The organism is Pseudomonas fluorescens, from assembly GCF_902498195.1.
Taxonomy (GTDB): Bacteria; Pseudomonadota; Gammaproteobacteria; order Pseudomonadales; family Pseudomonadaceae; genus Aquipseudomonas; species Aquipseudomonas fluorescens_BU.
The window spans coordinates 678,610-702,784 of record NZ_CABVIY010000003.1; the positions used below are offsets into that span (position 1 = coordinate 678,610).

General features: G+C 52.3%; 19 protein-coding genes. 11 read left to right on the top strand and 8 right to left on the bottom strand.

What is annotated here, in order from left to right; all coding sequences use genetic code 11:
- Positions 1-49: 49 nt before the first annotated feature.
- Positions 50-721 (top strand): histidine phosphatase family protein, encoded by a 672-nt coding sequence (locus tag F8N66_RS14020; RefSeq protein WP_150770728.1) that lies wholly within the window; start codon positions 50-52, stop codon positions 719-721.
- 31 nt (positions 722-752) lie between these two features.
- Here the strand turns inward: F8N66_RS14020 and F8N66_RS14025 are convergent, their stop codons facing one another.
- Entirely contained in the window at positions 753-1,919 is a 1,167-nt protein-coding gene (locus F8N66_RS14025) for a restriction endonuclease (RefSeq protein WP_150770729.1), read from the bottom strand.
- Positions 1,920-2,397: 478 nt separating this feature from the next.
- Here F8N66_RS14025 and F8N66_RS14030 point away from each other — a divergent pair, with 478 nt between their 5' ends.
- Positions 2,398-3,408, top strand: a complete 1,011-nt coding sequence (locus F8N66_RS14030; RefSeq protein ID WP_150770730.1) for a hypothetical protein — start codon at positions 2,398-2,400, stop codon at positions 3,406-3,408.
- A gap of 473 nt (positions 3,409-3,881) precedes the next feature.
- Here the strand turns inward: F8N66_RS14030 and F8N66_RS14040 are convergent, their stop codons facing one another.
- From F8N66_RS14040 to F8N66_RS14060, 5 genes are all read right to left on the bottom strand, one after another.
- Complete coding sequence (locus F8N66_RS14040) at positions 3,882-4,736, bottom strand: HNH endonuclease (protein WP_150770731.1); 855 nt, start codon at positions 4,734-4,736, stop codon at positions 3,882-3,884.
- Complete coding sequence (locus F8N66_RS14045) at positions 4,733-6,271, bottom strand: AAA family ATPase (RefSeq protein ID WP_150770732.1); 1,539 nt, start codon at positions 6,269-6,271, stop codon at positions 4,733-4,735. Before F8N66_RS14045 ends, F8N66_RS14040 begins: the two co-directional genes overlap by 4 nt.
- A gap of 215 nt (positions 6,272-6,486) precedes the next feature.
- Entirely contained in the window at positions 6,487-8,157 is a 1,671-nt protein-coding gene (locus F8N66_RS14050; RefSeq protein WP_150770733.1) for an ATP-dependent helicase, read from the bottom strand.
- Complete coding sequence (locus tag F8N66_RS14055) at positions 8,154-10,109, bottom strand: ATP-dependent nuclease (protein WP_150770734.1); 1,956 nt, start codon at positions 10,107-10,109, stop codon at positions 8,154-8,156. Before F8N66_RS14055 ends, F8N66_RS14050 begins: the two co-directional genes overlap by 4 nt.
- A gap of 202 nt (positions 10,110-10,311) precedes the next feature.
- A complete protein-coding gene (locus F8N66_RS14060) occupies positions 10,312-11,220 on the bottom strand; it encodes a hypothetical protein (RefSeq protein ID WP_150770735.1) in 909 nt (302 codons plus the stop codon).
- A gap of 95 nt (positions 11,221-11,315) precedes the next feature.
- Between F8N66_RS14060 and F8N66_RS14065 the strand changes: the two genes are divergently transcribed.
- Positions 11,316-11,585, top strand: coding sequence for a hypothetical protein (locus F8N66_RS14065; protein ID WP_150770736.1), 270 nt, complete (start codon positions 11,316-11,318; stop codon positions 11,583-11,585).
- 158 nt (positions 11,586-11,743) lie between these two features.
- Here the strand turns inward: F8N66_RS14065 and F8N66_RS14070 are convergent, their stop codons facing one another.
- Positions 11,744-14,515 carry a UvrD-helicase domain-containing protein gene (locus F8N66_RS14070; protein ID WP_150770737.1) on the bottom strand — a complete coding sequence of 924 codons (2,772 nt, stop codon included), beginning with the start codon at positions 14,513-14,515 and terminating at the stop codon, positions 11,744-11,746.
- A gap of 458 nt (positions 14,516-14,973) precedes the next feature.
- Between F8N66_RS14070 and F8N66_RS14075 the strand changes: the two genes are divergently transcribed.
- The 8 genes from F8N66_RS14075 to F8N66_RS14110 all read left to right on the top strand — a co-directional run bounded on the left by F8N66_RS14075 (position 14,974) and on the right by F8N66_RS14110 (position 23,188).
- Positions 14,974-15,834, top strand: a complete 861-nt coding sequence (locus F8N66_RS14075) for a MurR/RpiR family transcriptional regulator (RefSeq protein WP_150770738.1) — start codon at positions 14,974-14,976, stop codon at positions 15,832-15,834.
- Positions 15,835-15,871: 37 nt separating this feature from the next.
- Complete coding sequence (ddpX, locus tag F8N66_RS14080) at positions 15,872-16,411, top strand: D-alanyl-D-alanine dipeptidase (protein WP_150770739.1); 540 nt, start codon at positions 15,872-15,874, stop codon at positions 16,409-16,411.
- Between the two features lie 205 nt (positions 16,412-16,616).
- The gene (locus tag F8N66_RS14085; RefSeq protein WP_150770740.1) at positions 16,617-18,197 is read left to right on the top strand and encodes an ABC transporter substrate-binding protein; all 1,581 of its coding nucleotides are present in this window, start codon (positions 16,617-16,619) and stop codon (positions 18,195-18,197) included.
- Positions 18,198-18,272: 75 nt separating this feature from the next.
- Positions 18,273-19,289, top strand: a complete 1,017-nt coding sequence (locus tag F8N66_RS14090; protein ID WP_150770741.1) for an ABC transporter permease — start codon at positions 18,273-18,275, stop codon at positions 19,287-19,289.
- Between the two features lies 1 nt (position 19,290).
- Complete coding sequence (gene ddpC, locus F8N66_RS14095; RefSeq protein WP_150770742.1) at positions 19,291-20,172, top strand: D,D-dipeptide ABC transporter permease; 882 nt, start codon at positions 19,291-19,293, stop codon at positions 20,170-20,172.
- Positions 20,169-21,164 (top strand): ABC transporter ATP-binding protein, encoded by a 996-nt coding sequence (locus F8N66_RS14100; RefSeq protein ID WP_191622987.1) that lies wholly within the window; start codon positions 20,169-20,171, stop codon positions 21,162-21,164. Before ddpC ends, F8N66_RS14100 begins: the two co-directional genes overlap by 4 nt.
- Positions 21,164-22,135, top strand: a complete 972-nt coding sequence (locus F8N66_RS14105; protein WP_150770744.1) for an oligopeptide/dipeptide ABC transporter ATP-binding protein — start codon at positions 21,164-21,166, stop codon at positions 22,133-22,135. The genes F8N66_RS14100 and F8N66_RS14105 overlap by 1 nt, the downstream gene beginning before the upstream one ends.
- 597 nt (positions 22,136-22,732) lie before the next feature.
- On the top strand, positions 22,733-23,188 hold the full coding sequence (locus tag F8N66_RS14110) for a VOC family protein (protein ID WP_150770745.1): 456 nt from the start codon (positions 22,733-22,735) through the stop codon (positions 23,186-23,188).
- Between the two features lie 517 nt (positions 23,189-23,705).
- On the opposite strand, the gene F8N66_RS14115 is transcribed toward F8N66_RS14110, so the two are convergent.
- The gene (locus tag F8N66_RS14115) at positions 23,706-24,173 is read right to left on the bottom strand and encodes a hypothetical protein (protein ID WP_150770746.1); all 468 of its coding nucleotides are present in this window, start codon (positions 24,171-24,173) and stop codon (positions 23,706-23,708) included.
- Between the last annotated feature and the right edge of the window lie 2 nt (positions 24,174-24,175).

Genomic DNA, 24,175 nt, shown 5'->3' on the forward strand with positions numbered 1-24,175 from the left:
AGAGAATCGAAGAGAAATAATTGGACGAAGCTATGCGAGTATCTGGTTAATGAAGAATGTCCGACTAATCCGCCACGGAGAAAGTGCTGCCAACGCTGGCAAAGCCAGCCTGGATCACGCGACCATTCCTCTCACGCCGAAAGGTGTTGAGCAAGCATATCTGGTGGCCCAGTCATTCAACCATGCTCCCGCTCTCATAGTCGCTTCCCCGTTCTTTCGAGCGCAGGTAACCGCAACGGCGACCGTAGCTGCCTTCCCTGCTACCCCGCTTGAAACTTGGCCCATTCATGAGTTTACGTACCTTGAACCAGCAAGGTGCGCCAACACAACTGTTGCGCAGAGGCAAAATTGGGTGGAGGCATATTGGGCCAAGTCAGACCCCACGTTCAGGGATGGTGCGGGCGCGGAGTCATTCATGGATTTCATATTTAGAGTCCAGTCGTTCCTGGATCAACTCGCAAAGCATCCCGCCCAAGACATCGCAGTATTTTCGCATGGGCAGTTCATCAATGCTGTTGCTTGGTTGATCGAGCGAAAGCCGGAGACCATTGATGGCCGAGCTATGGCGGACTGGCGCGAATACGAGATCACGAACCCTGTGCCCAACTGTTGTGGGTACCTGCTAAGCAGGCGCCCCGCCGATGATACTTGGCGAATATGCCCTCAAGTGGGCCCAGATGGTTCGTGCTCAAAACTCGTTCTGTCGCCATTTGGGAAATGATCATTTCTTCGGCGCACTTATAGCGGCAACTCTAGTTACTTTCTTCCTCGGCCTGGAAGATTTCGATGAGTTTCTGATTGTAGTCATCCAGGTAGCTCTGAAGACCATCCCGGTCGATCAGCCGCACACCAGCCGTGCTGGCCAATTCCTTTGCAGACTTCGTGTAGTACGAGTTGGTAACCACCATGGCCTCGTCGCATCCGTAGAAAGCCTTGGCAGAAATGGCTTGCTGGACAGCTGCGTTACCTACAGACCCGGAATAATTTTTTGCCTGGATCACCATGTTTTTGCCGAAGCGACTAACGAAAAGATCGGCACCTTGATCAGCAGTCTTTTTGGTCTCTTTAACGTCATAGCCAATAGTCTGAAAAATCTCGACCAGGAAGGCTTCAAACTGAAATCCGTCCATTGCATCCACCAGGTACATGGTGATGAACTGGTTCGGATTGAAATGCTCGAGTTGTGATCCCAACCGCTCGACGAGGATATCGAAATAGATTTCCTCACATAGGCTCAAGCCATTCCGAAAAACCTGTAGCGGAAGCAGCGGTACGCCAGATGTGGAGGCTGCTTGGAGAGTGAATTGGACATTGGGAAATGGGACGTCATTTTCCCAGAGGTAGTAGTAGAACAAGGCCAGGTCAGACCTGAACGTTGTACCAGCCTCTTCAATCCAGGAACGTAAGGTGTCGGCTAGATCAGCTCGAATGTGACGGGTCAGCTCTCTTGAAAAACCAAGATACGCAGAGTTGAAAGCTGTGGTCTGCAGCAGTTTGTCCAAGAGAGATGGAAGCCCTTCAAGCTCGTCAAAGCCTTTGCGGATCAAGACTTCCCTGAACAGCTCTCTTTCGCTGTACACACCATCCAATCGCGGGCCAGGCGCCCCTGTGCCATCGCTAGTGCCTGTGCTTTCACGGGTGGTGTGAATGAAGTTCGTGAAGTAAGGCTGCTTCAGCTCCGAATATTTTCTCAACACGTTGTTTAGGAGATCGTTGAGCTGCGCTTGCTCCTTCTTTTTGCCGAAGAAATCTTGAATCAAGCCCTTGGATCTGTATTGAAAGTCTGGATAAAAAGAAGGATCCAGAGGAGTGAGGTGCCGCAACGTGAGCTCTGATGATGGCGAAACTTGAGAGCCCATGCACCACGGGCACGCTATCTCAAACGTAGTTCTGTTGCATCCGTTGCACTGGTAAATCATTGTGCCGATTCCTTTCCTGAGTCATCGCGCAGTTTCGCGCTAAATCGTGCAAGCGAACATAGCTCACTGCCATCACTCAGTCCATGAGCCTATCTTCAGTGCAACGCGCTTGAGTCAGGATTACAAGTATTCCGCCCATTTAATGCCCATCTCTAACTACTCGATGGCTCTACTAGCTCCGCCTACAGCAAGCCTGCCTCGCTTAAGCGTAGCTATTCCTATCCTAGGGCCATGCTCTGCCGAACCACCGACCATATGGCGACAAGCGGACAATCTCCGTTTGACAGCCATGGAGAGTGGGGATACTTTCTCTGCTCGCATGGCTGACCCCATGTCCATAGGCCACCTATGGGAATCAAACAGTCGTAAAAGCGAACCAGATGCAAACAGAACAAATGAAGCACCTTCCCAGCCGGGCAAAGTGACTTTGTTTAGTGGCCTGACACTGTCCAAAAGCCCAAATTTTGGAGAACGTGCTATGAACACGAAATCAGAAAACCTGCAAGAATTTACCCTGACGATCCTGGGTAAAGATCGGACTCCGATTCGCCAGAAGGTCTTTGATAGCAAAGACTTCATCCTGCCTGGCACTCGGGTTGGCGCTGACAACCGTGAGCCTAAAACCCGTAAAGAGAAGATGGACGCCTGGGCCCGAGCCCCGCTGAGTGAGCGGGATATCGAGATCACAGCCCTTATGCGTCAGCCGAACCCATTCCATCATCTCGTCAAGGCGATTGATACCTCCCAGCTCACGCTTTCGATTCCCTACAAGGGCATCAAGGTCAAGGTCAAAGACCTTCGCGAGGCAGCTCTGAAGGCTGCGCCGGAGGGTACGAAGATCGGTGTGGCCTTCGACACCTACGCCAAAGAGCAGTACGACCAATCCTATTCTGATCTGGTCAGCGATGCCCGGAACAAGATCATCGCCAGGTTCAAGGCTGCATTCGCGGAGAACCTTGATCACGACCCGATGAACGATGAATACCACACGGATAAGGATATTTTCCTGCACCTTCCTGTGTGGACGACTGAAAGCGCCATCAAGGAATACAAGTCACTCGCGAAGCAAGGTCATGTGTACTCCCAATACCTGGCCGGCCTGTTCCTTGCCTCGAACGCTGGCGGCTACAAGGCTGAGTGTGTTGAGTACCTGCTGATGGCCTACGAAAACAAACAGCCCGAAGCCATGCGCGTACTCGCTGAGTTCCTGCATTTCAAGAACGACTACTACGGCGCTGCGCAGTGTGCGCTTCTGTCCATTGACGGCGGCGATGACTACTCGGTGAAGATCTTTCGAGAAGTGCTGGGCAATACCTCTCACCAGGTGATGCAGACGAGTCGGGGGGTGGTGCCGCTTAGCTTTGTGATCATTGAGAACCTCCGTGCAAACGGGTTCGACTCAATCCTGAGGGAGCATTTCAACGAGTTCAATCCTGATCCGCAGCCTGAAATGCGTATTCCTGGTTTTCTCAAAGGGGGTCGGGCATGAGCGGCATTCAAATGTGGGATAACGGCTCTGACGAAGAGCAGGAAGAGTTCGAGTGCCTCGATTGCGGGTGCACCACGTCCGAGGCTGACTTCGAGTCAGTCGACGACGAGCTGAACCAGCAAAGTCCGCGCTGCCCTGGCTGTCAGAGCTTGCACCGGATCTCCCGCGCAACATGCGACTGTGGTGAGCCGGCGACTCATGAGGTTGAGTCTGGGTTCGTTTGCGACGATTGCCATGACCACTACGTCAGCGGGTACATCCGCGACTGATGTATATAGATGTGGGGCGTGCATAGTTGTTCCGCACGGCCCCACACACCAATCGGATGTCAAGCATTCGACTTTTCGAATCGCTCGCCAACACGCGCAAAAATCCATCCAGCTCTTAGAAATTGTGAATCACCTTCAAGCGCGACTGCCTCAAAATCCAAAAAAACACCGTTAGCTGAGGAACACGATAAAGTAACGCCTAAATTAGAATACGCTTGAGCAGAAACGATGGTCGGTAGAAAGCGCTTGATACATCACCTTTTTCCAGTGATTTGGAAACAGTCGTGCGCTCGCCACAGAGTTTAAAAATTGCGCAAATTCCTGAGGACTTAAGTTAGCTAAAAAGCCACGCCTTTGATCGATAAGCACACCCAGCTCCTCTCCTGCTTGAATAGCATAACGCTTGCCTAAGTCGAAATCAGAAAAGTGATTTATTGCACGACTCGCATCCACTTGCGGCCATGCCTGAGGAACGCTAGTAAAAAAACGAATGTAACATGGATCTGTGTACACGACCTCTGCCGAAACCCATTGTTCTAAAAAGAAGCGGTCTGAATCTAAATAAGGATGGATGGGCTGGCCAGCAGCATCCTGAGCCAAGCCATTACTCTTTCCGGTATTGCAATCTCTACACGATGGAATCAGATTTTGAGGATTCACAGAATACTGAGGATAGTGAGCCTTCGGCAAATAATGGTCAAGGCTTTGGGGTCTGCCAATTCCTCCGCAGTAGGGGCACTTCTCATTAGCCGCAGTTAGTATCCGATCGTAATAGTCTCGACCAGGATGGCGCTGAACCATACTGTAATCATAGAGATTGATAAGTTCACTTTTTAATAACGTTCCACACACGACAGGATCATCTCCTCTTGCAGCTAATAGCGGAGGGATGGAAAAAAGCGTACCTAAGAATGCATGGTATTGATATGCAACTGCTGCCGCCTCAATCTCGACTGATGAGTCGAGCATTCGCTGCCTGGCGAGGGGCTGCACGATAGAGTTTGCGCAGTGGGTGAAAGACTGTAGACCAGTCACTGCGGGGGGATTAATGCGATTCAATTTCCACTCCGTGAATCTCGATACGCAACCATCGCACGCAATATTGCTTGAGCCTCAAAACCCAACTGATAACTAAACTCAGACATTATCTGGTCGAACGTCCCGCCATTTTGTACTGAGGCATCAAGAAGACTATGAAATCCTGACTTGCGTACTTCCAAGCCGAACACTTCGCGGGTTAATACACCAACGTTTTCTCCAAATGTTTGAATTTCCGGGCGCTTTGCATCCAATACCAATCTAGACCTATTTATTTTCCATGCACATAACGTTGGAATCTCCTGCAATACTACAGGTGAGTGCGTTGCAATTATAGCCACTCCATTTCTGTCATAAAGAAGCTCACTTAGCGCTCTCAAAAAAGCAGAAAGCAGCGGTGGATGAAGGTGGCTTTCCGGTTCATCCAATAAGACTAAGGTTTTCTCTTCGACCATCGCAACGAGCTTGGTAATTGTAAGCAATACAACGGCGTGACCAGAGCTCATTCGAGACATCAATACCGCCGCCGTACTTTGGGCATCGGCCCCACTCAGCTCTAATAAAGATGGCAGACTCATGTCTGCGAAATTCTCATCTGACTCAAGAGCAGTTATCGCTTTATGCCAGCGGCCTTTTTTCCTCGGATCACTCATACACAAGCCCAACGCACTTATGTATTCCGCCTGAAGTTGACGCAAACTTTTAAGGTCGGAATTACTCGAGGATGGTGTTTTTAGCCCTATATAGTAATAGCAGGTTCCCAACGATGGGTCAGGCTGCTCGGGAGGAGGCTCAAAGGGATCAAACGCACTAAAAGAAACTGATATTAAACTGCTAAAATATTCCGCACTGATGGGTGTCTGCATGCCAGCCCATCCGTTTGTTACAAAAAATCCCTCCCCCTCCGGAAGCCCACCAGTAACTGCCTGAACCATACCGTTAAGAATGGTTGTTTTACCTACACCATTCCTTCCGATAATAGAATGTATATTTGTACTGGGTTTAGAATCCGACTCTACTTCAAAACTTAACTCTACACCTGCTACTCGCTCAGCTGGAAGTCTGCGATATAAGAATGAGAAATTTGTCCTTACTACTCCGCCATGAAGCACCCTAGTAAATTGCTCCTTGATGGTGCTTATGCTCACACCTCGTAGTAGCGAGGTACCAAATACGTCCTCCGAAGTAGCTTGTTCAAGTCGACTTGTATTGGCCACCACATCTCTCAGCCCACTCAAGAAACTATTACATGTCTCTGGACTAATATCCTTGGCTAGCTTTTTATAATAATCAACGTCTGTACCAAGCGAGAAAAAACCCTCAGGAAGGGTATCAAAGCGCCGGGGGAGCATTGAATGAGTGCTCTGCGAGGTTGTTTGCCCTACAAAACCAATTTTTACATTACCGAGGTCATGACGCGCACCATTCTCATCACATAATGTGACATAAAACATGGTTACGTATGAGTAATCATTCCAGTTATCAACGCCTAAATAGGCGATATTACGCCCTTCTGAGGGTGTTCGATCAGACCTACCAATCAGCAAGAAATCCATATCTGCATCCGTATTAATTAAGGGTTAGCAGCAACTGGAAGCTGTTTTTTTGCCCAGCGCCTCGGTTCATGGTTATCAGCGTATACATCCGTGTGATACCGCGCCACGCCATAGTCTCACTCTGGTGCGATGACGGGTGCGGAGCCTTTAATAACCAGCATCTATCGCTAGTGTAAGAACTACCACTTCCATATACCGAAAACTTTTGCGGCCCATCATGATTCAGCCGTTTGCCAGGACTCGATATAGCCGAGAAACTCGCCGTGTGGATTCCGGCTGGTACGCCAACTTGGGATGTCGGCAAGCTTATCCCTGGTTTTGGCTGTAGTGACCACGAGCCGTCTTTTGGCACGAGAGATCCCGACGAAGAAAGTGCATCGCACCTCATGGGTATCGTTACCCCAATAGGCCTCCCTCTCCACGCCTAGAAGTATAACCGAGTCGAACTCAAGGCCTTTGCTCTTATGGACGGTCAGGATTCGTATGGACTGATCATCAGACAGCTGCGAAAGGGCCTTACACAGGTCTGGCTCCTGCTCCAACGACGCATCGATGTGTTTTTTGAGATCTCGGATGATTTCCTTGAGGCGATCTCGTGACTCGTAATCATGGGAAAGCCCTGTCAGCAGAGTGACCCCCACCATGCCAAGGAACTCCTTCAACAGGCGCCACCTCTGTGCATAGTTCTTGGCGGCAAGATCCTCGGCGGCAGATTTGCGAGCCTCCTTGATAAACCTGTTCCAGTCGCTTCGAACGACACCGCCATGTTCGTCGTCATCGACCGGAATGATTCGTCGCAACAACCTTGTCCATGCTTTCGGCTCGCGCGATCCGTAGAGGCATAGCAGGAAGTCAACGACCACTAAGGCTATGGGTTCCGTGGTGATATCTTGCAACTGGTTTTCATTGCGGTGCGCGATGCCCAGTGCATCCAGCACAGAGGTTAAGCGAGCTGTGTGGGCCTCAGGGTAATTCCTAACCAACACGGCGATTTGGGAAGGTGCTACTCCCTCAACATTGATCCAAGTATCGATCTGATCTGCAAGAGATATGGCCTCCTCTGTGCAGTCGCTGAATTCCTGAAGCAGGATTTCACCACCTTCCCCGCCTAACAGTTCCTCAGGCATCTCGGATCCGGGATCGAGGACTTTTATGACGTCGTTCTGCAACCTTAACAGCTGGGGCAGCGATCGGAAGTTGCGGTAAATGTTGAGATGATCTGCTGCAAAATCTACGGCGAACTTCCCGAACACCCCATCGAGTGCGCCGGCCCACCCCATTATCTTCTGCTTCACATCCCCGACCGCCGTTACGCGACGTCTCGTACCTACAAAGATCTTGCTGACCAGTGCGTACTGCTCGTCCGTACAATCCTGGAACTCATCAAGAAACACGTCACTGTATGTTTGCCTGATAGCAGTCGCCGCCATTGGATAGGCGCCTAGGATTTTCAGGGCCAGAGGGATGAGAAGGCCAAACTCCGTCTGAGCAGGGTGTGCTTTCCCCTTGGTTACAACGCGAAAGCCGGCGTCGAGCGCATCATCGCCGGAGAGAACGGGGCGAAATCTTTCGATGATCCGTTTGGCGAAACCATGGAATGTGTAACTGTCGAAGCGACTAGCGTAATCGGGCCCGCATCGCCTCCATACCCGCTCCTTCAGGTTATTGCTCGCATCCACCTTGAAAGCGATAGCAAGGATCCGTTTCGGGTAGCGACATGCTCCCGTGGTCAGCAGGAAATCTGCACGCTGTGCAAGTAGTTCAGATTTGCCAGCGCCTGGGCCGGCGGTCAAAGCCACGCACCGCTTGACCTCCCTAACTGCTTTCTCCGCGTTAGGCTCGAAATCGATGCCTTCAGATGGCCTCCAATCATCAGGAGAGATCATTCCGAAAGGCCCTCAACCTTGGCGATGACGAAGTCCGCCATGCGGCCCAACGACTTCGGCATAGCGGCCAGTAGTTGCGCATCAGTGAGCTTGGAGAGTGCTTCGATATGCGACTTGGGCTTGCTGTCTAGCTTGAACAACTTATGGTAAGCGACGAACAGCTTACGGTCGGTCAATGAATACTGCAGGCGATCATGATGGCTGTCTCCGAGCACAGACTTGACTTGAGGAAGCTTCGGGACAACTAGGTCGTCAGCGGATAAGCCATACGCATCCGGGTACGCCTTGATCATCGAAAAATCCAGATCCATTGGCGCTGAAAAAAATACACCCAAGGGCTCAAGATTGGCGATGTAAGACTTGTAGGACGGATCTTTCTCAACCTGTAATATTTTATAGGTCGGGCTGTTCCAAGCAGGCAATGTCTGGAGCTCATCATCAGTGAGATAGACATCACTCGGCCGCTGCTTTTTCATCTGCGCAGCCACATATTTGATCCGACCCCATCCCCCACCGAATCGCGAAACGTCCAAATCTAACAGCGTGATATAAGGGATTTTGAGGCCAGTCAAAAGCTTCCAGAAGTGATTGACGTGCCGACCACCTAAGGGTGCGATTGTGATCGCCGCTTCGTCGACTAATAATCCTTTGGCGGCCAGCAACCGAGGCAATACGATCTCCTCGCTGTCTCCTTCCCCTAGGATAACCAGGCGAGAGAAATAGACCTCTGGATAGGCCTGAACGGCCTCTCTCACGAACTTGTGTGCCTCGCCCTTTGTATCAGGTGGCATTTCAATTTTTGTCACCACGGTACAACGCGACTCGTCCAACCGCAGATACCTGATGGAGGTAGGCTCAACGCGTCGAAGCATCGATGGCGCATGAGTCGCAATGAGTGCCTGGGCATCAGCAAACTTGGGGTCACTTACCAGCGCCTTGAGCGACGATACAATCCGTCCCAGGTAATGCGGCGACAAGCTGTTCTCAGGCTCTTCCAAGGCAACGATGGTGAACACCGCAGGCCGCAGCTTTTCAACGTCAAAGGAATCGTCATTGCCATGCAGCACCGCTCGCCCGACAGCTTGGGAGGACAAAACCAGCGAGAGGTATAACATCGATTTTTGGCCATCGCTGAGCCGTGAGAAATCGACCAACTGCTCGCCATGACCTGGGGAGAAGGACACCGAAAGATGGCGCAGCAGCGACTCGATTTCGTTGGCCATGAATGTCACGCTCGGCTGCGTGAAAAACTGGCCCTTGTGGAGCTCTTTCCAAGTTTTGGTCAGGCCGGCGCTGAGGCTGAGCACCGATTCATTCTGAGTCAGGCTTTGGGAAATACCCGTGGTGAGCTGCTGGATCGTCTCGCGCTGCTCTGTCCAATTCACCGCTCGCAGCAGACGGCCCAGCAAGGCGTTCGCACCATAGGCGATGTGGTCAGCCGGATCCCGGCGAGCTGGAAGGTAGTGAACCTGGATGAAGTTTCGCTCATCTCTCGGCACAGGGGCTGTGTCGACCGGTGCGTCATCTTCATCCACATCCAGGACGTACACGAGGCTCTGCTCGATTTCATCGTCAATACCAATCGTTGCATCCAGACGGTACCTCACACGGGGCACACCATCGGGGGTATCCAAGCGCATATGCCCAAAGTGAGTAGGTATCGTCGGGTGTTCGTTTTCGTCGTCACTGAGCTCGGGAAAGGTGAACTCAGCCTCGATCCACAACGCTCGAAGATCTGGTGCCTGCGTCTCATTGTGCGGGACGAAGAAATCTGATTTACGGAGTCGCCGCTGATTGGGGTCAAAAGAAAAGAGGCGGCAAAGCGCCTGGAGAGTTGCGGTCTTGCCGGAGCCATTGGGCCCGATCAGAAATGTGAGGTCAGACAGATCCACAATTTCTGGTTCTACACCAAACGACTGAAAACCACAGATGCGAACGAACTGAAGCTTCAAAGTAGAATCCTTTCTGTGTGAGGTTAGCGGTGCTGAAGGTTATACGACCGAATCGTATCCAACCCCGACTAATCCGCCCTCGAGCATTGCGCTACGATTGGACGATTACTTCAGCCTCTGGCCGAGAGGCCGTCCCGAAGCGCCAGAGGCCGAGCCTTTATAGAACACGTGCCTGGTCTGCACGAGGAAGAGTCGTAAACCGCTAAGCGTACGCGAGCATCTCACGGATCTTACGTCCCCAGGTTCTATCGTGGATCAGACGTTTATGGTTGTGATCGCCGTTGATGATTTCGTCCTTGGTCAGGGTCGACAGGACTTCCCAGTCCTCACCAAACTTATAGGTTGCGTTATCCAAATGTGAGCTCTCAAGGAGATAGATCCCACGTTTGACAAAGCCAAAGACGAAGTAGCCTTGATAGCCACCTCGGCCCGTGGCAAAGAAATCAGGCTCAAATCGAGTAATCTCCCTGATGCGGTGTTCGATCACTCCCTGCTCTGATGCTCGCAGGCCGGCAAGATATGGCTTTACGATAGCCTCAGCGCTCTTCCAAGGGTATTTACCAGGGGGAAGCAAATCCCACTGCAGCTGGCGTGTCTGCACCTTTGCAATGTGCTGGCGCTCAACGTCGAAGATCTCGAACTCCTGGAAGAATTCGAGCATAAGGTTCGCCATGTGAATGAGCACGGCTGGCGGCTCATCAACTTTCACTCGGCGCGTCACGATGTACTCCTTCCCATCGATGACGCTCAGAAAAAGGTGTTCCATAGGCGGGCGAACGAAGTCGATGGGATAGACATCCATGGTTCGAATTTGCACACCGCTGTGCTCGTTGCCATGCCAGTCTTTCCAGCTTCGGTACTGAGGGACTGATTTTTTGATTAGCGGAAGATCTCGCCGCTTTATCTCCTTGCCACGAGCATTGAACTCGCTGATCTTTCCGATGGCCGCAGGAAGAATCGAATCACCGTCTTTTTCGAGGTGAGCAATCGCCAGTCGCGCCTGGAGGTTCTGATCGACCTTGGCTCGCTCGATTACGAACAGCATTTCGCGGGCGCCATGCGAGTGCGCGATGATTCTGTTGACGGTGTTGATTGACTTGCCTGTGACCATCGCTGTCGCCCCTGCTTTCCTTGAGAGGAGTCTAAGGTAGCATACTGCCAGCAGATCTGAAGCTACTGGCCGGTTGGCCGAGCGATATCCGTCGTGTGCTCAAGCCGTGGTCGTATGTGAGCTCATTCGACTATCACATTGCATCCGTGAGCGGCGTCAGATTCAACGTTGAGAACTTGCTGTCAGAGCTGGATAAAATCGAGCTCAGAGAAATCTACAAAAAGGACTTCGCAGAAGAGAAGAGCGCCTCGGTTACCCCGCTCTGCGAACAACTGTTTGGCTCAATCGCTCGGCAGAAAAAACAAAGCCCCGGAGAGGCGCGGCTCCAGGGCTTCTATTTTCGCCTCCATCCCTTAATGGCTTGACGAACGTGGCCAGGACATTACCAGCGTCGTTTTGATATTTCACTACGACTTTGGACAAAGGGGTTCGGTTAGCGAAGCGGCGGAGGTTTGGCCAGTCACCAACATACGATGGCGTGAGTACGAAGGAGCGACGACCATCATTAGAAGGGCAATCAACCTCAAAACCTACGAGGCCGGTATGCACTCCGCTTAGGTTGGGGAGACGCATTTTGTCTTGGCTTGAATTTGCATCGTGGAAAATTTGAACAGGACTTGAAGTCTCCATATTTTCCGTTGCGTTCCACAATGACTCCAACCTTGCACACCGGGCATCGATCCTCCTTGACTGCCTCGCCCTTGATACTGGTGATTGTCACTGCGCCATCCTTCACCAATTCATCCAGGAATGGCGAGCACCGTCCGGACACGGTAAACATTGCGACTGATCGACGAGCCCGAGTCAGTGCCACATAGAACAGGCGGCGCTCCTCGCCATGCTTAAAGGTATCCCCTTCAGGCATGACCAGGCTAAACACTGGATCGTCACCTTTGAGGTTCGGGAACCCCTTAGCAACCATTCCCGGAAGGATCACGTAGTCCGCTTGATCTCCTTTGGATGTATGGATCGATTTGAACCGCACCTCCAACCGATCGCCGTACCGATGAACCCATCCTTCAGGGACGTACTGCTTGTCGTTCTTGTAGCGACCTAAAACAAAAACAGTGATCTTCCCATTGCGATTTTGCGGCACAGAGCCGTCTACGAGGCCTGCATACAAGGTCTCGAGATACTGACCAATTGCGTCACGTATCTCGCCCTGACTTGTCACCTGGTATGCCTGGAGAGCCGGGCCAATTGCGGGTGTCACTGAAACAACAGTCTTCCGGAGTTGTGCGGGATTCTTCGACACGAATCGACTAGAGGCGTCGCAAATCTCCTGGGGACAACGAAATGTTGTTTCCAAATGCAGAACCTGGCCATGACCATACCACTCACGAAAACCAGTCATGACAGAGACGTCAGCGCCGGCGAAGCGATTGATTGACTGCCAGTCATCCCCTACCGCGAACAGGAAGCGATGTGGCGCTGCAACCAATGCTCGGCATAGACGAGCGCGGGCGCGCGAGGCATCTTGGTATTCATCGGCCATGACAAGCTGATAGGGAGATTTATGCCCGCGCTCGAGGTGTTCCGCAGCCAGATTGATCATGTCTTCAAAATCGATCCCCCGCTCCTTCTGCAGTGCCTTATCCCAGGCCCTGATGACCGGGATCGCAAGTTCTAAAAACATCTGGTAGCGGTACTTGAATGCATTCACCGGGAGGGAATCGAGGCGCTCATACAACGTCTTTTCGTTGAGGCTGTTGCTCTTAAAGTGAGTGATGAACGATCGGAGCACCTTTATGAGTTCTGCGTGCTCCATCGGCGCCAACCCTGACTCAGGTAGAGGTCGATCAGGGTTAGGGTCAAGGCTAATCCCACGGGAAGTCAGCTCGAACTTGAGATGATTGAATATCTGTCCTGAGTTCAACTGGTGAGACGTGGTCTCTATCAGTTGGGTGCCTTTAGACTTGTGAAGCGCACGCTTCCAGTTGGCGCCTTCTAGGTAGCCTACGAAATGAGCCGGTGCCTGACCGTTGGCATCGAAGGCAAAGTGCTCGTGGTATAGATTGATCTTCGGGTAGTAAAAGTCAGGGAAATATTGTCTGTGTTCTGCGGTAGCCGTGTCGTGCTCGTAAGGCCTCTCGTAGGCATACTCCACTCCGTTGTAGAACAGCCAGTTGGCAATCAAACGTTCTTCATGGCTGGCCACACGATCACCATTCAGGCTGACTAGGCGCGCATTACCCTCGTTATCAATAGCCTCGAACAGATCTTCGATCGGCACGGAAGAATAATCGCGGCCGAAGACAAGGCGAAAGAGATCCCAATTGGTACGGAAGGCTTCTGATTGATCCTTCAGTGCATCTATCAGCTCCGCTAGCTTTTCGAGACCAGGAAGCGTTTCGCAAGCCCAATCTGGTACGTGTGGCTTCTTCCCGGTTGCGGCTCCAATAATATTCAGGCCCAGAGAGTGAAAGGTCATCGCATTGATCGCGATGTTTTCCTTCCCCAAGCGAACAAGCGACTCAGCAACGCGTGCTTTCAGCTCGGTGGCTGCGTGTTTGTTAAACGCCAACATGATGATGGCTGCAGGAGCCAGCAGCTCCCGGTGTACCGCGTAGATAGCTTTGGCCACCATGGTCGAGGTCTTTCCGGATCCAGCCGAGGCAATTACCTGAACACGATTGTCGAAACAAAGGACTGCGCGGGATTGTTCATCGGTGAGAGGTCTGCTTTCGACCTTTTGTAACAAGGTTGCGTAGGCTTCGAGCTCTCGCTCCAAGTGTTGCTTGTTGCGGTCTTCCCACCGCCTAGGCCAATCTGATGTCCAGTCGTCCAGGTGGGACTTCACCCGGGAGGCTTTATCACCTAGTAGTGACTGAACCTCTGGGAGGTCGAAAAGTGCACGTAAGGTTACGTCATCAACGCCCAGCGATGCCCTGGATTCCAATAACACCTGCTGCATGTCATGAGTGAGCCAACAACACTCGGCATCTACGGTTTCTATCGTACGAGTAACCTCCTCAAGCCACTGGGTCACTTTCGCGTAGTACGCTTCAAACTGTCGTTGATGCTTGAGATGTTCCAGATGGATGAACGCCTGGTTCAGGGTTGGTCGTTCAGAATTGGGAAGGCCATCTAGCCGGAGCCTAAGCCCGACGAACACCGTCACACTTGTCCATACCAGGCCGCGTTTAATTCCGCCCCTGGCGAAATTTTCAGCAGTGAGAGGATGAACTCGATCACCGACACGAAGTTGTAGCTGGTCGCCGTCCAGGGTCAGCTGCCACGGCTTCGAGCGCGTGAGCAGTCGCCCTAACCAAGATGGCTCCCATTGCTTTGTCATTTTGATGATCACGTCATAAAAGAAGTCAGCTTACCAGAGCCAAAATCCTCGCAATGACCGTCTACCAAGCCAAGCAGCACCGTCCAAATAATGCCATCGGCAAGCTTGCGAGGAGCATTCCCAGCTGCGCGAAGCCGCAGTCAGTTTCGGCTCAGGAGCTGAACATAAAGATGACCCTGCTTGGCATCCTGTGACCTGCCTAAACTTTAGACATAAATGCCCTCGCTTTGCGGTTGTAATCGAGCACTCGTGACAGAAGAGATTCGCCGCCGATGCCGGGTGCGATTATGGCCGCCGCCAGTCGCAGAACAGCACCCTCCCCCTTACTTTTTCCGAAGTGATACACCGCTCGAAATCGCCCAAAAAGGTATTGCGTTGCCTCGAAAGCAGATGTTATGTTGATAACACAAACATTGCTAATGACATAAAAATAACATTCCTGGTACTGGTGCGCTGATATGGCTATCGAAAAAAACAGCTTTCTTCAGTTACTGGAACAACAGTTCTCCAGCTTGACCCCTACCGGCAAGCGCATCGCCAGCTATCTATTAGGTAACCCGGAACAGCTTCCATTCGAGTCGGCTGACAGCATTGCGCAGCAAGCTTCGACCACTGGAATCTCGGTGGGCAGGTTTTTGCGATCCCTTGGCTACAAGAACATTGATGAGGTGAAACAAAGTCTTCGCGGCGATACGCCTGCGTCGTGGCTGATCACCGATCGCATTGCAGCCTTTCGCTTGGAAAACAATCAAGACGATGCTCTTGAGCGCTCCATGAATCGCGAATTAGAGGCCATACAATATGCCTATAGCCTGGCGCGCAGTGATGCCTTTGCCAACGTAGTGCAGCGTATCCATGAAGCGGATGCGGTATTCATTCTGGGGATTCAATCAACTCGCGGGATTCTCACGGCGTTTCATAGTCACCTTGAATACATCCGCCCCAAGGTCTACTACGTTGACGGCCTGTCTGGCATCTACGCAGAAACCCTGAACTCCGGCTTCGCCAATCCCTACGCAATCATTTCGGATTTCCGCGCTTACTCCAGCGTGACGCAAACCTTCTGTGACGCCGCTGCAGATAACAACCTGCCACTGGCACTGATCACAGATCTGCAGTGTCCTTGGGCACGAGACTACGCGCTGGATCTTTTGCAGTTGAAAACCGATGTCGGCCAGTTCTGGGACTCCCCGGCCCCATTGGCGTGCCTGTTAAATCTTATCGTTTCAGCTGTCGCGGAAAAGTACGGCGACGGCCTGGATGAACGTCTGGCGAAGAACCGTCAATTGCAAAAAGCTTTCGGTCAGTTCGAAGGCTGATCTCAATGCCCTACCGAATTCCAAATGGAGTGTTTGCGTGAATAACAGCCCCCTTGTAGAGATTGATGCCGAGACCTTTCAGGTGCAAATCGACATGATCTACGCCGGTGCAGACAACCTGGCTGGAAGAGTGATCTACCCGACTACCCGATGCTTGTTGCATCGCCAAGCCGCCGAGTGTTTGAAGCGAGCAAGCCTGTTTGCCCTGCAGGCAGGATTTACGCTGCGCATTTATGACGCCTATCGCCCGCCATACGCTCAGTACCTTTTGTGGGAGGCCTTGCCGAACAACGACTACGTGCGCGACCCACATTTGGGTTCGCACCATAGTCGTGGGGTGGCCGTGGATCTGACACTTGTGGATAGCGATGGCGAGCCACTGGACATGGGCACCGCTTTCGACGCCATGGAAGAAAAGTCCCACCAGCACTACTCCGACCTGCCAGTGAACGTGCAAAGAAATCGGCTTCTGTTGCTGGGGATCATGCTCGGCGCCGGGTTCCAGGCAATTGCCACTGAGTGGTGGCATTACGAACTGCCGAATGCCGACGATTACCCCCTTCTGGAGCACGAATAAGCAAAGGCACGAATAACCAATCTATCGCAAAGTTTGATTAACGGAACCGCAGAGTTTCAGCAGTAACAGCAATACGGCGCGCGCTTGGCGCGGCTGATAATAATAAGTAGTCGGCGTTAATTACGCTTCACCTGCAACTGCCCGGTTATAGCTTTTATAAAAAACCTGACCTACTTCCATACATCGAATGATCAAGGAAACCGGCATGAACCCAATGAACACCGTGACCAGCAAAACCTTTCCAGGCACCAGCAAATTATTGCTGAGCGTTCTGTGTGGCGCATTAAGCCTGGGGGCTTGGCAGGCCGCGTCGGCGGCTGTAGCGCAAGACACTCTGGTCATCGGCAAACCCGCAGATCCGCAGACTCTGGATCCTGCAGTTACCTTTGATAATAACGACTGGACTATCACCTACCCATCGTACCAACGCCTGGTAGGTTACAAAGTCGAGGGTGGTAAAAGCAGCACTGAAGTTCAGGGCGACCTGGCTGAAAGCTGGACTGTCTCCCCCGACAATTTGGTGTGGGAATTCAAAATTAAACCCGGCAATAAATTCGACGACGGAGCACCTGTTGACGCCGCTGCGGTGAAGTTTTCCTTTGATCGGCTGATGTCCCTCAAACAGGGGCCATCTGGAGCGTTTCCGGAAGACATGGTGGTCGCGGTCGTTGACCCTCAAACCATCCGCTTCACTCTGAAAACTCCTTTCGCACCGTTCCTGTTTACTCTGGCCCACAACGGCGCCTCTATCATCAACCCGGCTGTCGTTAGCAAAAGCGCCGACGTGAATGCGTGGCTGTCGAGTCACACCGCCGGCTCCGGGCCGTTCCGCCTGAGCAACTGGCAGAAAGGCCAATCGCTGACCATGGAACCCAACGCCTACTTTGCCGGGCCAAAACCAGCGTTGAAAACAGTTGTTATCAAGATCATCGGAGAGCCTTCGGTACGCCGTCTGCAATTAGAGCGCGGCGATCTGGACATCATTGAAGACATGCCTGAAGACCAGCTCGGCGCACTCGCCAGCAAGTCCGGCGTTGTCGTTAAGGAATTCCCGTCGTTACGGGTGACTTACCTGTACTTGAATAACAAAAAGGGCCCGTTGACCAGCGTTGACGCGCGTCGCGCGATTACCGAAGCCGTGGACTACAACGGCATTGTCAAAGGCATTCTGAAGGATAAAGCCAAGCTCATGAACGGGCCGATTCCGGACGGCATGTGGGCTTACGACAACTCTTTGCCGCCGATGAAACAAGATACGTCTGCCGCCAAAGACAGCCTGGCAAAAGCACCACAGAAAATCACCAACCTCAGCTACATGTATTCGGACAAGGATCCTAACTGGGAGCCGATCGGCCTGACCCTGCAAGCAGCGTTGGCGCCACTTGGCATCAACCTCAAGCTGGAGAAACTTGCCAATGCGACCTTGCGTGAACGCGTTGGCCAAGCGGACTATGACATTGCAGTGGGTGCATGGAGCCCCGACTTCGCAGACCCCTACATGTTTATGAACTTCTGGTTCGACTCAAAGATGCAGGGTTTGCAGGGTAACCGATCGTTTTACAGCAGCCCCGAAGTCGACAAGCTGATCCGCGAAGCAGCCGCTACCAGCGATACCGCAAAGCGCGTCGAGCTTTACCAGACTGCGCAGAAAATGGTGCTTAAGGACAGCGTTTACGCCTACCTCTATCAGAAGAGCTACACCCTTCCGATGCGTGATTCGGTTAAGGGTTACGTGTTCAACCCAATGCTCGAACAGGTCTTCAATCTAGGCAGCATGAGCAAGTAAAAAGTTACTTCGCGCCATCCTGTCTGCGGCTGGCGCGTCTTCTGATTTTGGTCGTTCGTGTTACTGAGGTGCCATATGGCCTTCCTTACTCTATTGCGCAAACGCCTGTTCGGCCTGGTTTTGGTCGTATTCGGTGTTTCGCTGATTACATTTTCGATTTCACACTTGATCCCGGGTGATCCGGCTCGGTTGATCGCCGGTGACCGTGCCAGCGATGCTCTGGTGGCAGGCATCCGTCACCAGTTGGGACTGGATCTGCCGCTCTATCAACAATATGGTCGCTATCTGATCGACCTCATGCACGGAGACTTGGGCACTTCGATCCGTACTAGCCGCCCCGTGCTGGAAGACCTGCAAGCGTTCTTTCCGGCAACATTAGAGTTGGCGCTGGTAGCACTGGCGTTGGCAATATTGGTCGGTGTTCCGCTTGGCGTACTGTCGGCGGTCTACCACAACCGTGCAATTGATCAAATCGCTCGCACGCTAGCGGTTACCGGAATATCAACTCCGGCCTTTTGGCTCGGGCTTGGTGCGATCGTGCTGTTCTACGGGCATCTCGGTTGGCTGCCAGGCGGCGGTAGATTGTCTGAAGGTCTCGCGCCCCCGCCGACAATCAGCGGTTTCTATCTAATCGATTCGCTGCTCGCCGGTGACGTCAGCCTGTTCCTGGATGCGCTGGAGCATCTAATTCTTCCTGCCGCAACATTGGGCTTTGTAACGTTGGGCGTTGTCGCCCGACAGATCCGCTCAGCCATGCTTGATCAATTGAGCGAAGACTACATCCGCACAGCTCGCGCCTATGGCCTGTCGAAGTGGACGGTAATCTTGCGTCACGCGCTACCCAACGCACTTATCCCTTCAGTAACCGTTCTCGGTCTGACCCTGGGCGACTTGTTGTACGGCGCTGTGCTGACTGAAACAGTTTTTGCCTGGCCTGGCATGGGCGCCTATGTCGTCAAATCAATTCAGTCCCTGGACTTTCCGGCAGTGATGGGCTTCGCGATTCTTGTTTCGTTCATCTATGTGCTGTTGAACATGGCCATCGATCTTTTGTATCGCGTGATCGACCCACGCATTGGTGAGGTAAACTGAAATGTCCGCAACCATAACGGCTTCGCGTCGTCCGCGCTGGAGCGAGAAACTCGCCTACCTGGTCTACCAGATTCGTCGCAGCCCGCTGACCAAGGCTGGCCTGGCGATAACCTTTGTTGTCCTTTTGTGCATGATCTTCGCCCCTTGGCTAGCGAGCCACGACCCCAATGCGCTGAATCTCGCAGAACGTTTGGCTCCTCCTTCCGCCGAACACTGGTTTGGTACTGATGAGGTCGGTCGTGACCTGTTCAGCCGGGTGTTGTTCGGCAGCCAACAGTCGGTTGGTGTTGGTCTGTTCGTGGCTTTCGCTTCATGTTTTATCGGCGGTTTGCTGGGCTGTTTTTCAGGAGTGATTGGCGGGCGTTTCGACGCACTGATCATGAGGCTGATGGACATCATGTTATCGGTGCCATCGCTGGTGCTGATCATGGCCTTGGCCGCCGCGCTGGGTGCAAGCCTGTTCAACGCTATGCTCGCGATCACCCTTGTGCGAATACCTTCCTACGTTCGTCTCGCCCGTGGCCAAGCATTGAGTATCCGGCAAATGGGCTATGTAAAAGCGGCCCAGACTTTCGGTGCCGGTCGCTGGCACATGGTGCATTGGCACGTAGCACGCAACGCCATGCCGCCCTTGCTGGTGCAGTTGAGCCTGGACATCGGCAGTGCAATTCTGATGGCCTCTGCCCTTGGTTTTATCGGACTGGGAGCACAACAGCCTACGGCTGAATGGGGTGCAATGGTCGCCACAGGCCGCAACTACATTCTGGACAACTGGTGGTATTCAACCTTCCCTGGGCTGGCAATTTTAATAACGGCAACCGGTTTCAACTTGTTGGGCGATGGCGTGCGCGATCTGCTCGATCCACGGCAGCAGGGGAAATGACCATGCATTCGTCCACTCCAGTACTGGCCATCAACAACCTGAGCCTGGAATTCCCGGCTTACAAAAACAATGTGAAAGCGCTGAATGGCGTGTCGCTTCACGTCAACCCCGGAGAAATCGTCGGCGTCGTTGGCGAATCAGGATCGGGCAAGTCGGTTACAGCGATGCTCACTATGCGGCTGTTGCCGGAGCGTAGTTATCGCATTACAGAAGGCAGCCTGAGCATGCTCAATCGGGACATGCTCGCCGCTTCTGAAAAGGAACTGCTGCAGATACGGGGTCGCGATGCCGCGATGATTTTCCAGGAGCCGATGACAGCCTTGAACCCTACGCGGCGCATCGGCAGGCAAATGCTTGACGTGATCATTCATCACCAAAAGATCAGTGCCTCTGATGCACGCCAAAAAGCTATTGCCCTGTTGCGTGATATGCACATTGCCAGCCCCGAACAAGTGCTGGAAAGCTACCCGTTTGAATTGTCTGGCGGCATGCGCCAAAGGGTAATGATCGCGCTGGCGTTCTCTTGCGAACCACAACTGTTGATTGCAGACGAACCGACTACCGCTCTCGATGTGACGGTACAACGCCAGGTTCTCCTGCTGCTCAGAGAGAAGGCACGACAAAAAGGCACGGCCATTCTGTTAATCACTCACGACATGGCACTTGTTTCGCAGTTCTGCGATCGCGTCTATGTCATGTACACAGGCGCGGTCGTTGAGCAAGGTTGCACCAACGAAGTCATGGGCAATCCACAGCATCCTTACACCCAGGGATTGCTTAGCGGCCTTCCCGAAATGGTCGAGCCTGGGCATCCACTGATGACCATACCGGGCCACGTACCGAACCTCGCCTCTCTGCCCGTCGGTTGCACCTTTGAAGAGCGCTGTCCACACAGCATGCCGGTATGTGCGAAGCGCCCAAATCTCGTCTCTATCAACGGTAATGATCAGCGTAAGAGCGCGTGCTGGTTGCCAGTCAAGGAGCTATCGTGATGAACATTGCTGCCATTCACGCCGTTACAGACATGGCGCCCGAAATTCTCCGACTCAATGATGTTCGCGTGCGCTTCCCTGTAAGCAACGACTGGCTCGGTCGCCCCAAGGGCCACGCCCATGCCCTGAACGGCATAGATCTTGAGGTCAGAGCGGGCGAAACCCTGGGCATAGTGGGGGAATCAGGCTGCGGTAAAAGCACGCTAGCCCAACTATTGATGGGATTGGTAGCACCCACCAGCGGTGAACTGAATTGGGTCGCCCGCAAGGACGGCGAAGGCCGAAACAACGTACAGATTGTTTTCCAGGATCCGCAGTCCTCACTTGATCCGCGCCTGCCGATCTGGAAAATCATTACTGAGCCATTGTCGGCCAGGGGCAATGCGCCACGTGCGAAAATGCGTGATATCGCGGCCAAAGTCGCTTCTCAAGTCGGCATACGACCGGAGTACCTGGATCGTTTCCCCCACCAGTTTTCCGGCGGCCAGCGTCAGCGCATCGCCATCGCTCGAGCGCTCTCCTCAGATCCAGACATTATTGTCCTGGACGAGCCAACCTCTGCTCTGGACATCTCGGTTCAAGCACAGATCCTTAATCTTTTAGCCGAACTTCAACGAGCCCGAAATCTCACCTACATTCTGATTTCGCATAACGTATCGGTTGTGCGACACATGGCAAATCGTGTCGCCGTGATGTACTTGGGGCAGATCGTCGAACTCGGAACTGCAAGTCAAGTACTTGATCAGCCACGACATCCCTATACCCGCTTGCTCTTGGAAGCAGTCCCCCGACTGGGCGTGCCACTCCAGGCAGAACAGATAGCAGCACCTACCGAATTGCCAGGAAATCGCCAACTTCCAGAAGGATGCTTTTTCCGCGAACGCTGCAACCTCTGTACGGTTGGCTGTGAAAAACCTCAAGTTATGAAAGGAAATGAGCACCATCGAGTAAGGTGTCACGTGAAAGGCTGAAACCATATCCGGCATCAACACTTGTGCCCCATCTGATCTGGTCAGTGGATTAATGGGCAGACTCGTAAACAAAAAAGGGGCTCCACCGGAGCCCCTTTTTTCAATCAAACGGAGCTCACTTGGTGAGCCGGGATTCAACGGTCGCGGACTCACCCTCTTCAATGACTGTGTCACCCTAGACTACTGCGAGGAAAGCCGGTCGCCTGATGGCCGAATCGGGACACTCGAATTCTGGCAGCGCGACGGAGCTGATCCTGTCGACCTATTGAGTGCATGGGAGCATGAACATCTCGAACGCTTGCTTGCTGCGCTTTGAGCCTGCACGTAAAAGCACGTAACCATTGCAGGTGCAGTAGCAATGGAAAACGAACATGAAAAAGCCACAAAGTAGAAAAACAAAGCCCCGGAGGTTCACGGCTCCAGGGCTTCTATTTTCGCCTCCATCCCTTAATGGTTTGGCGAACGTGAGCCGGGACATTACCAGCGTCGTTTTGATATTTCACTACGACTTTGGATAAACGTGTTCGATCAGCGACGCATCGAGAAAAACGTTATGTCGTGTTTACCATGGGCGCCATTTCAACAGGAGGGCTGCAAATGGATCTGAAATTCAGTCACGTAGATGTACTGGTCAAAAATCTCGACGAAGCCTGTACTTACTACGCGCAGGTACTTAACGCCAGGATCTCCAAAACGCTCGTCTGGGAACGAGGTGGTCTGCATGTGCGCTACGCGATTGCGCTGATGGGCCAAGAACGTTTCATGCTGGTACAGCCGTTGGCGGGGAACCTGAAAGAGCTATTGGATACGTCGGGTGAAGGGATGATTTACCGCCACTGCTACTCGACACCGGACATCGAGAAAGCCTATGACGAATTGATGGCCGCAGGTGTTCAGCCAGAAGACGAAAATGGAAAGCCATTGGCTCGTGCGAACCTGCAATCCCCGTCTGGCGCACGCATCATTTGGTTGCCCAAACGCTTCGGGCACTTCTCTATTGAGATACTGGAAGATAAAGCGCTGGAGACTTTTATCAAGGCTGCGTTTTCCTAAGCAAATTCTGCAGTGGGTGTGAGCGTCGTGAGTAGGCCAAATGACGTGAGGACGTCGAGCCGGGCTTAAGCCCGAAGGAACGACTGGCATCATCGTTTTTGCTTCCCAGAACAAAGGAGTCTGGCTTCGCTAGCTGGCGGATTCAAAAAGACTTTATAGTCGACTATAGAGCGTGCGCGGAGCGGAGAAATTTCTGTCATCTAGCCCTCCCGTGTATGCCAGGCCGGCGAGTGCACCTGAAGGATGGCCAATGCATGCTCCGTGAGTTCGTCTAACAACGCGACGGCCAGTACCGCCTTGATGCGATCTGTTCTGGTGGTGATCCAGTGTTTGTTAATGAATTGGAAGTCGAGGTCATCGAGTATGTGACCGCAATCGTGAAAATGTCGAGATTTCTGGAGATCAAAGCTGCTAATGAAAATTCATGACAGGTTGATTAATAGTTGCACTTCTAGTGCTCAATAAATATATTGCTTGACACACTTTAATGCATGATGATTTCCGCATTCCGTCAGTCTTATAGTGGATCACACTTCTCCATATAAGCAATATATTCAACATGGCTTCTTGATCCTTTTTTTAACATTGAGATACACGGAGCTCCTCCGCCACCTGATGGGGGCTCAGTCTCATTTGTTTGAGGTTTTTTATGGCAGGAAATAATTTTATTGCTATTGCCTGAAGTGATATTGGATGAATCGCATGACGCTAAAGATGACTGGGTTATTCCAATAACTTCAAGCTTGCTAGCTAGATATTTTAAGTACGTGCAATTTCTATTGCTGTCGTAAATATCCCAGAAAGACTTACTATATAAAATGGCTGAGTCTTTAGCGCCTGCGTTATAGGCTACTTCCGTTCTATCATAAGCTTTTTCGCCAATTTTTATTGCATCAGAACATTTCAAGTCATCACCGGAGTTGGCCAGTGCTGTAATTGGAAGAAGCCAAATCCATAAGCTTAAATTGAGTTTCTTTGCTTTCATTT

Coding starts and splice junctions, on each gene's coding strand:
- F8N66_RS14020 (WP_150770728.1), top strand. CDS start 50: ATGAAGAATGTCCGACTAATCCGCCACGGAGAAAGTGCTGCCAACGCT.
- F8N66_RS14025 (WP_150770729.1), bottom strand. CDS start 1,919: ATGATTTACCAGTGCAACGGATGCAACAGAACTACGTTTGAGATAGCG.
- F8N66_RS14030 (WP_150770730.1), top strand. CDS start 2,398: ATGAACACGAAATCAGAAAACCTGCAAGAATTTACCCTGACGATCCTG.
- F8N66_RS14045 (WP_150770732.1), bottom strand. CDS start 6,271: ATGGATTTCTTGCTGATTGGTAGGTCTGATCGAACACCCTCAGAAGGG.
- F8N66_RS14050 (WP_150770733.1), bottom strand. CDS start 8,157: ATGATCTCTCCTGATGATTGGAGGCCATCTGAAGGCATCGATTTCGAG.
- F8N66_RS14060 (WP_150770735.1), bottom strand. CDS start 11,220: ATGGTCACAGGCAAGTCAATCAACACCGTCAACAGAATCATCGCGCAC.
- F8N66_RS14070 (WP_150770737.1), bottom strand. CDS start 14,515: ATGACAAAGCAATGGGAGCCATCTTGGTTAGGGCGACTGCTCACGCGC.
- F8N66_RS14075 (WP_150770738.1), top strand. CDS start 14,974: ATGGCTATCGAAAAAAACAGCTTTCTTCAGTTACTGGAACAACAGTTC.
- F8N66_RS14085 (WP_150770740.1), top strand. CDS start 16,617: ATGAACCCAATGAACACCGTGACCAGCAAAACCTTTCCAGGCACCAGC.
- F8N66_RS14090 (WP_150770741.1), top strand. CDS start 18,273: ATGGCCTTCCTTACTCTATTGCGCAAACGCCTGTTCGGCCTGGTTTTG.
- ddpC (WP_150770742.1), top strand. CDS start 19,291: ATGTCCGCAACCATAACGGCTTCGCGTCGTCCGCGCTGGAGCGAGAAA.
- F8N66_RS14100 (WP_191622987.1), top strand. CDS start 20,169: ATGACCATGCATTCGTCCACTCCAGTACTGGCCATCAACAACCTGAGC.
- F8N66_RS14105 (WP_150770744.1), top strand. CDS start 21,164: ATGAACATTGCTGCCATTCACGCCGTTACAGACATGGCGCCCGAAATT.
- F8N66_RS14110 (WP_150770745.1), top strand. CDS start 22,733: ATGGATCTGAAATTCAGTCACGTAGATGTACTGGTCAAAAATCTCGAC.
- F8N66_RS14115 (WP_150770746.1), bottom strand. CDS start 24,173: ATGAAAGCAAAGAAACTCAATTTAAGCTTATGGATTTGGCTTCTTCCA.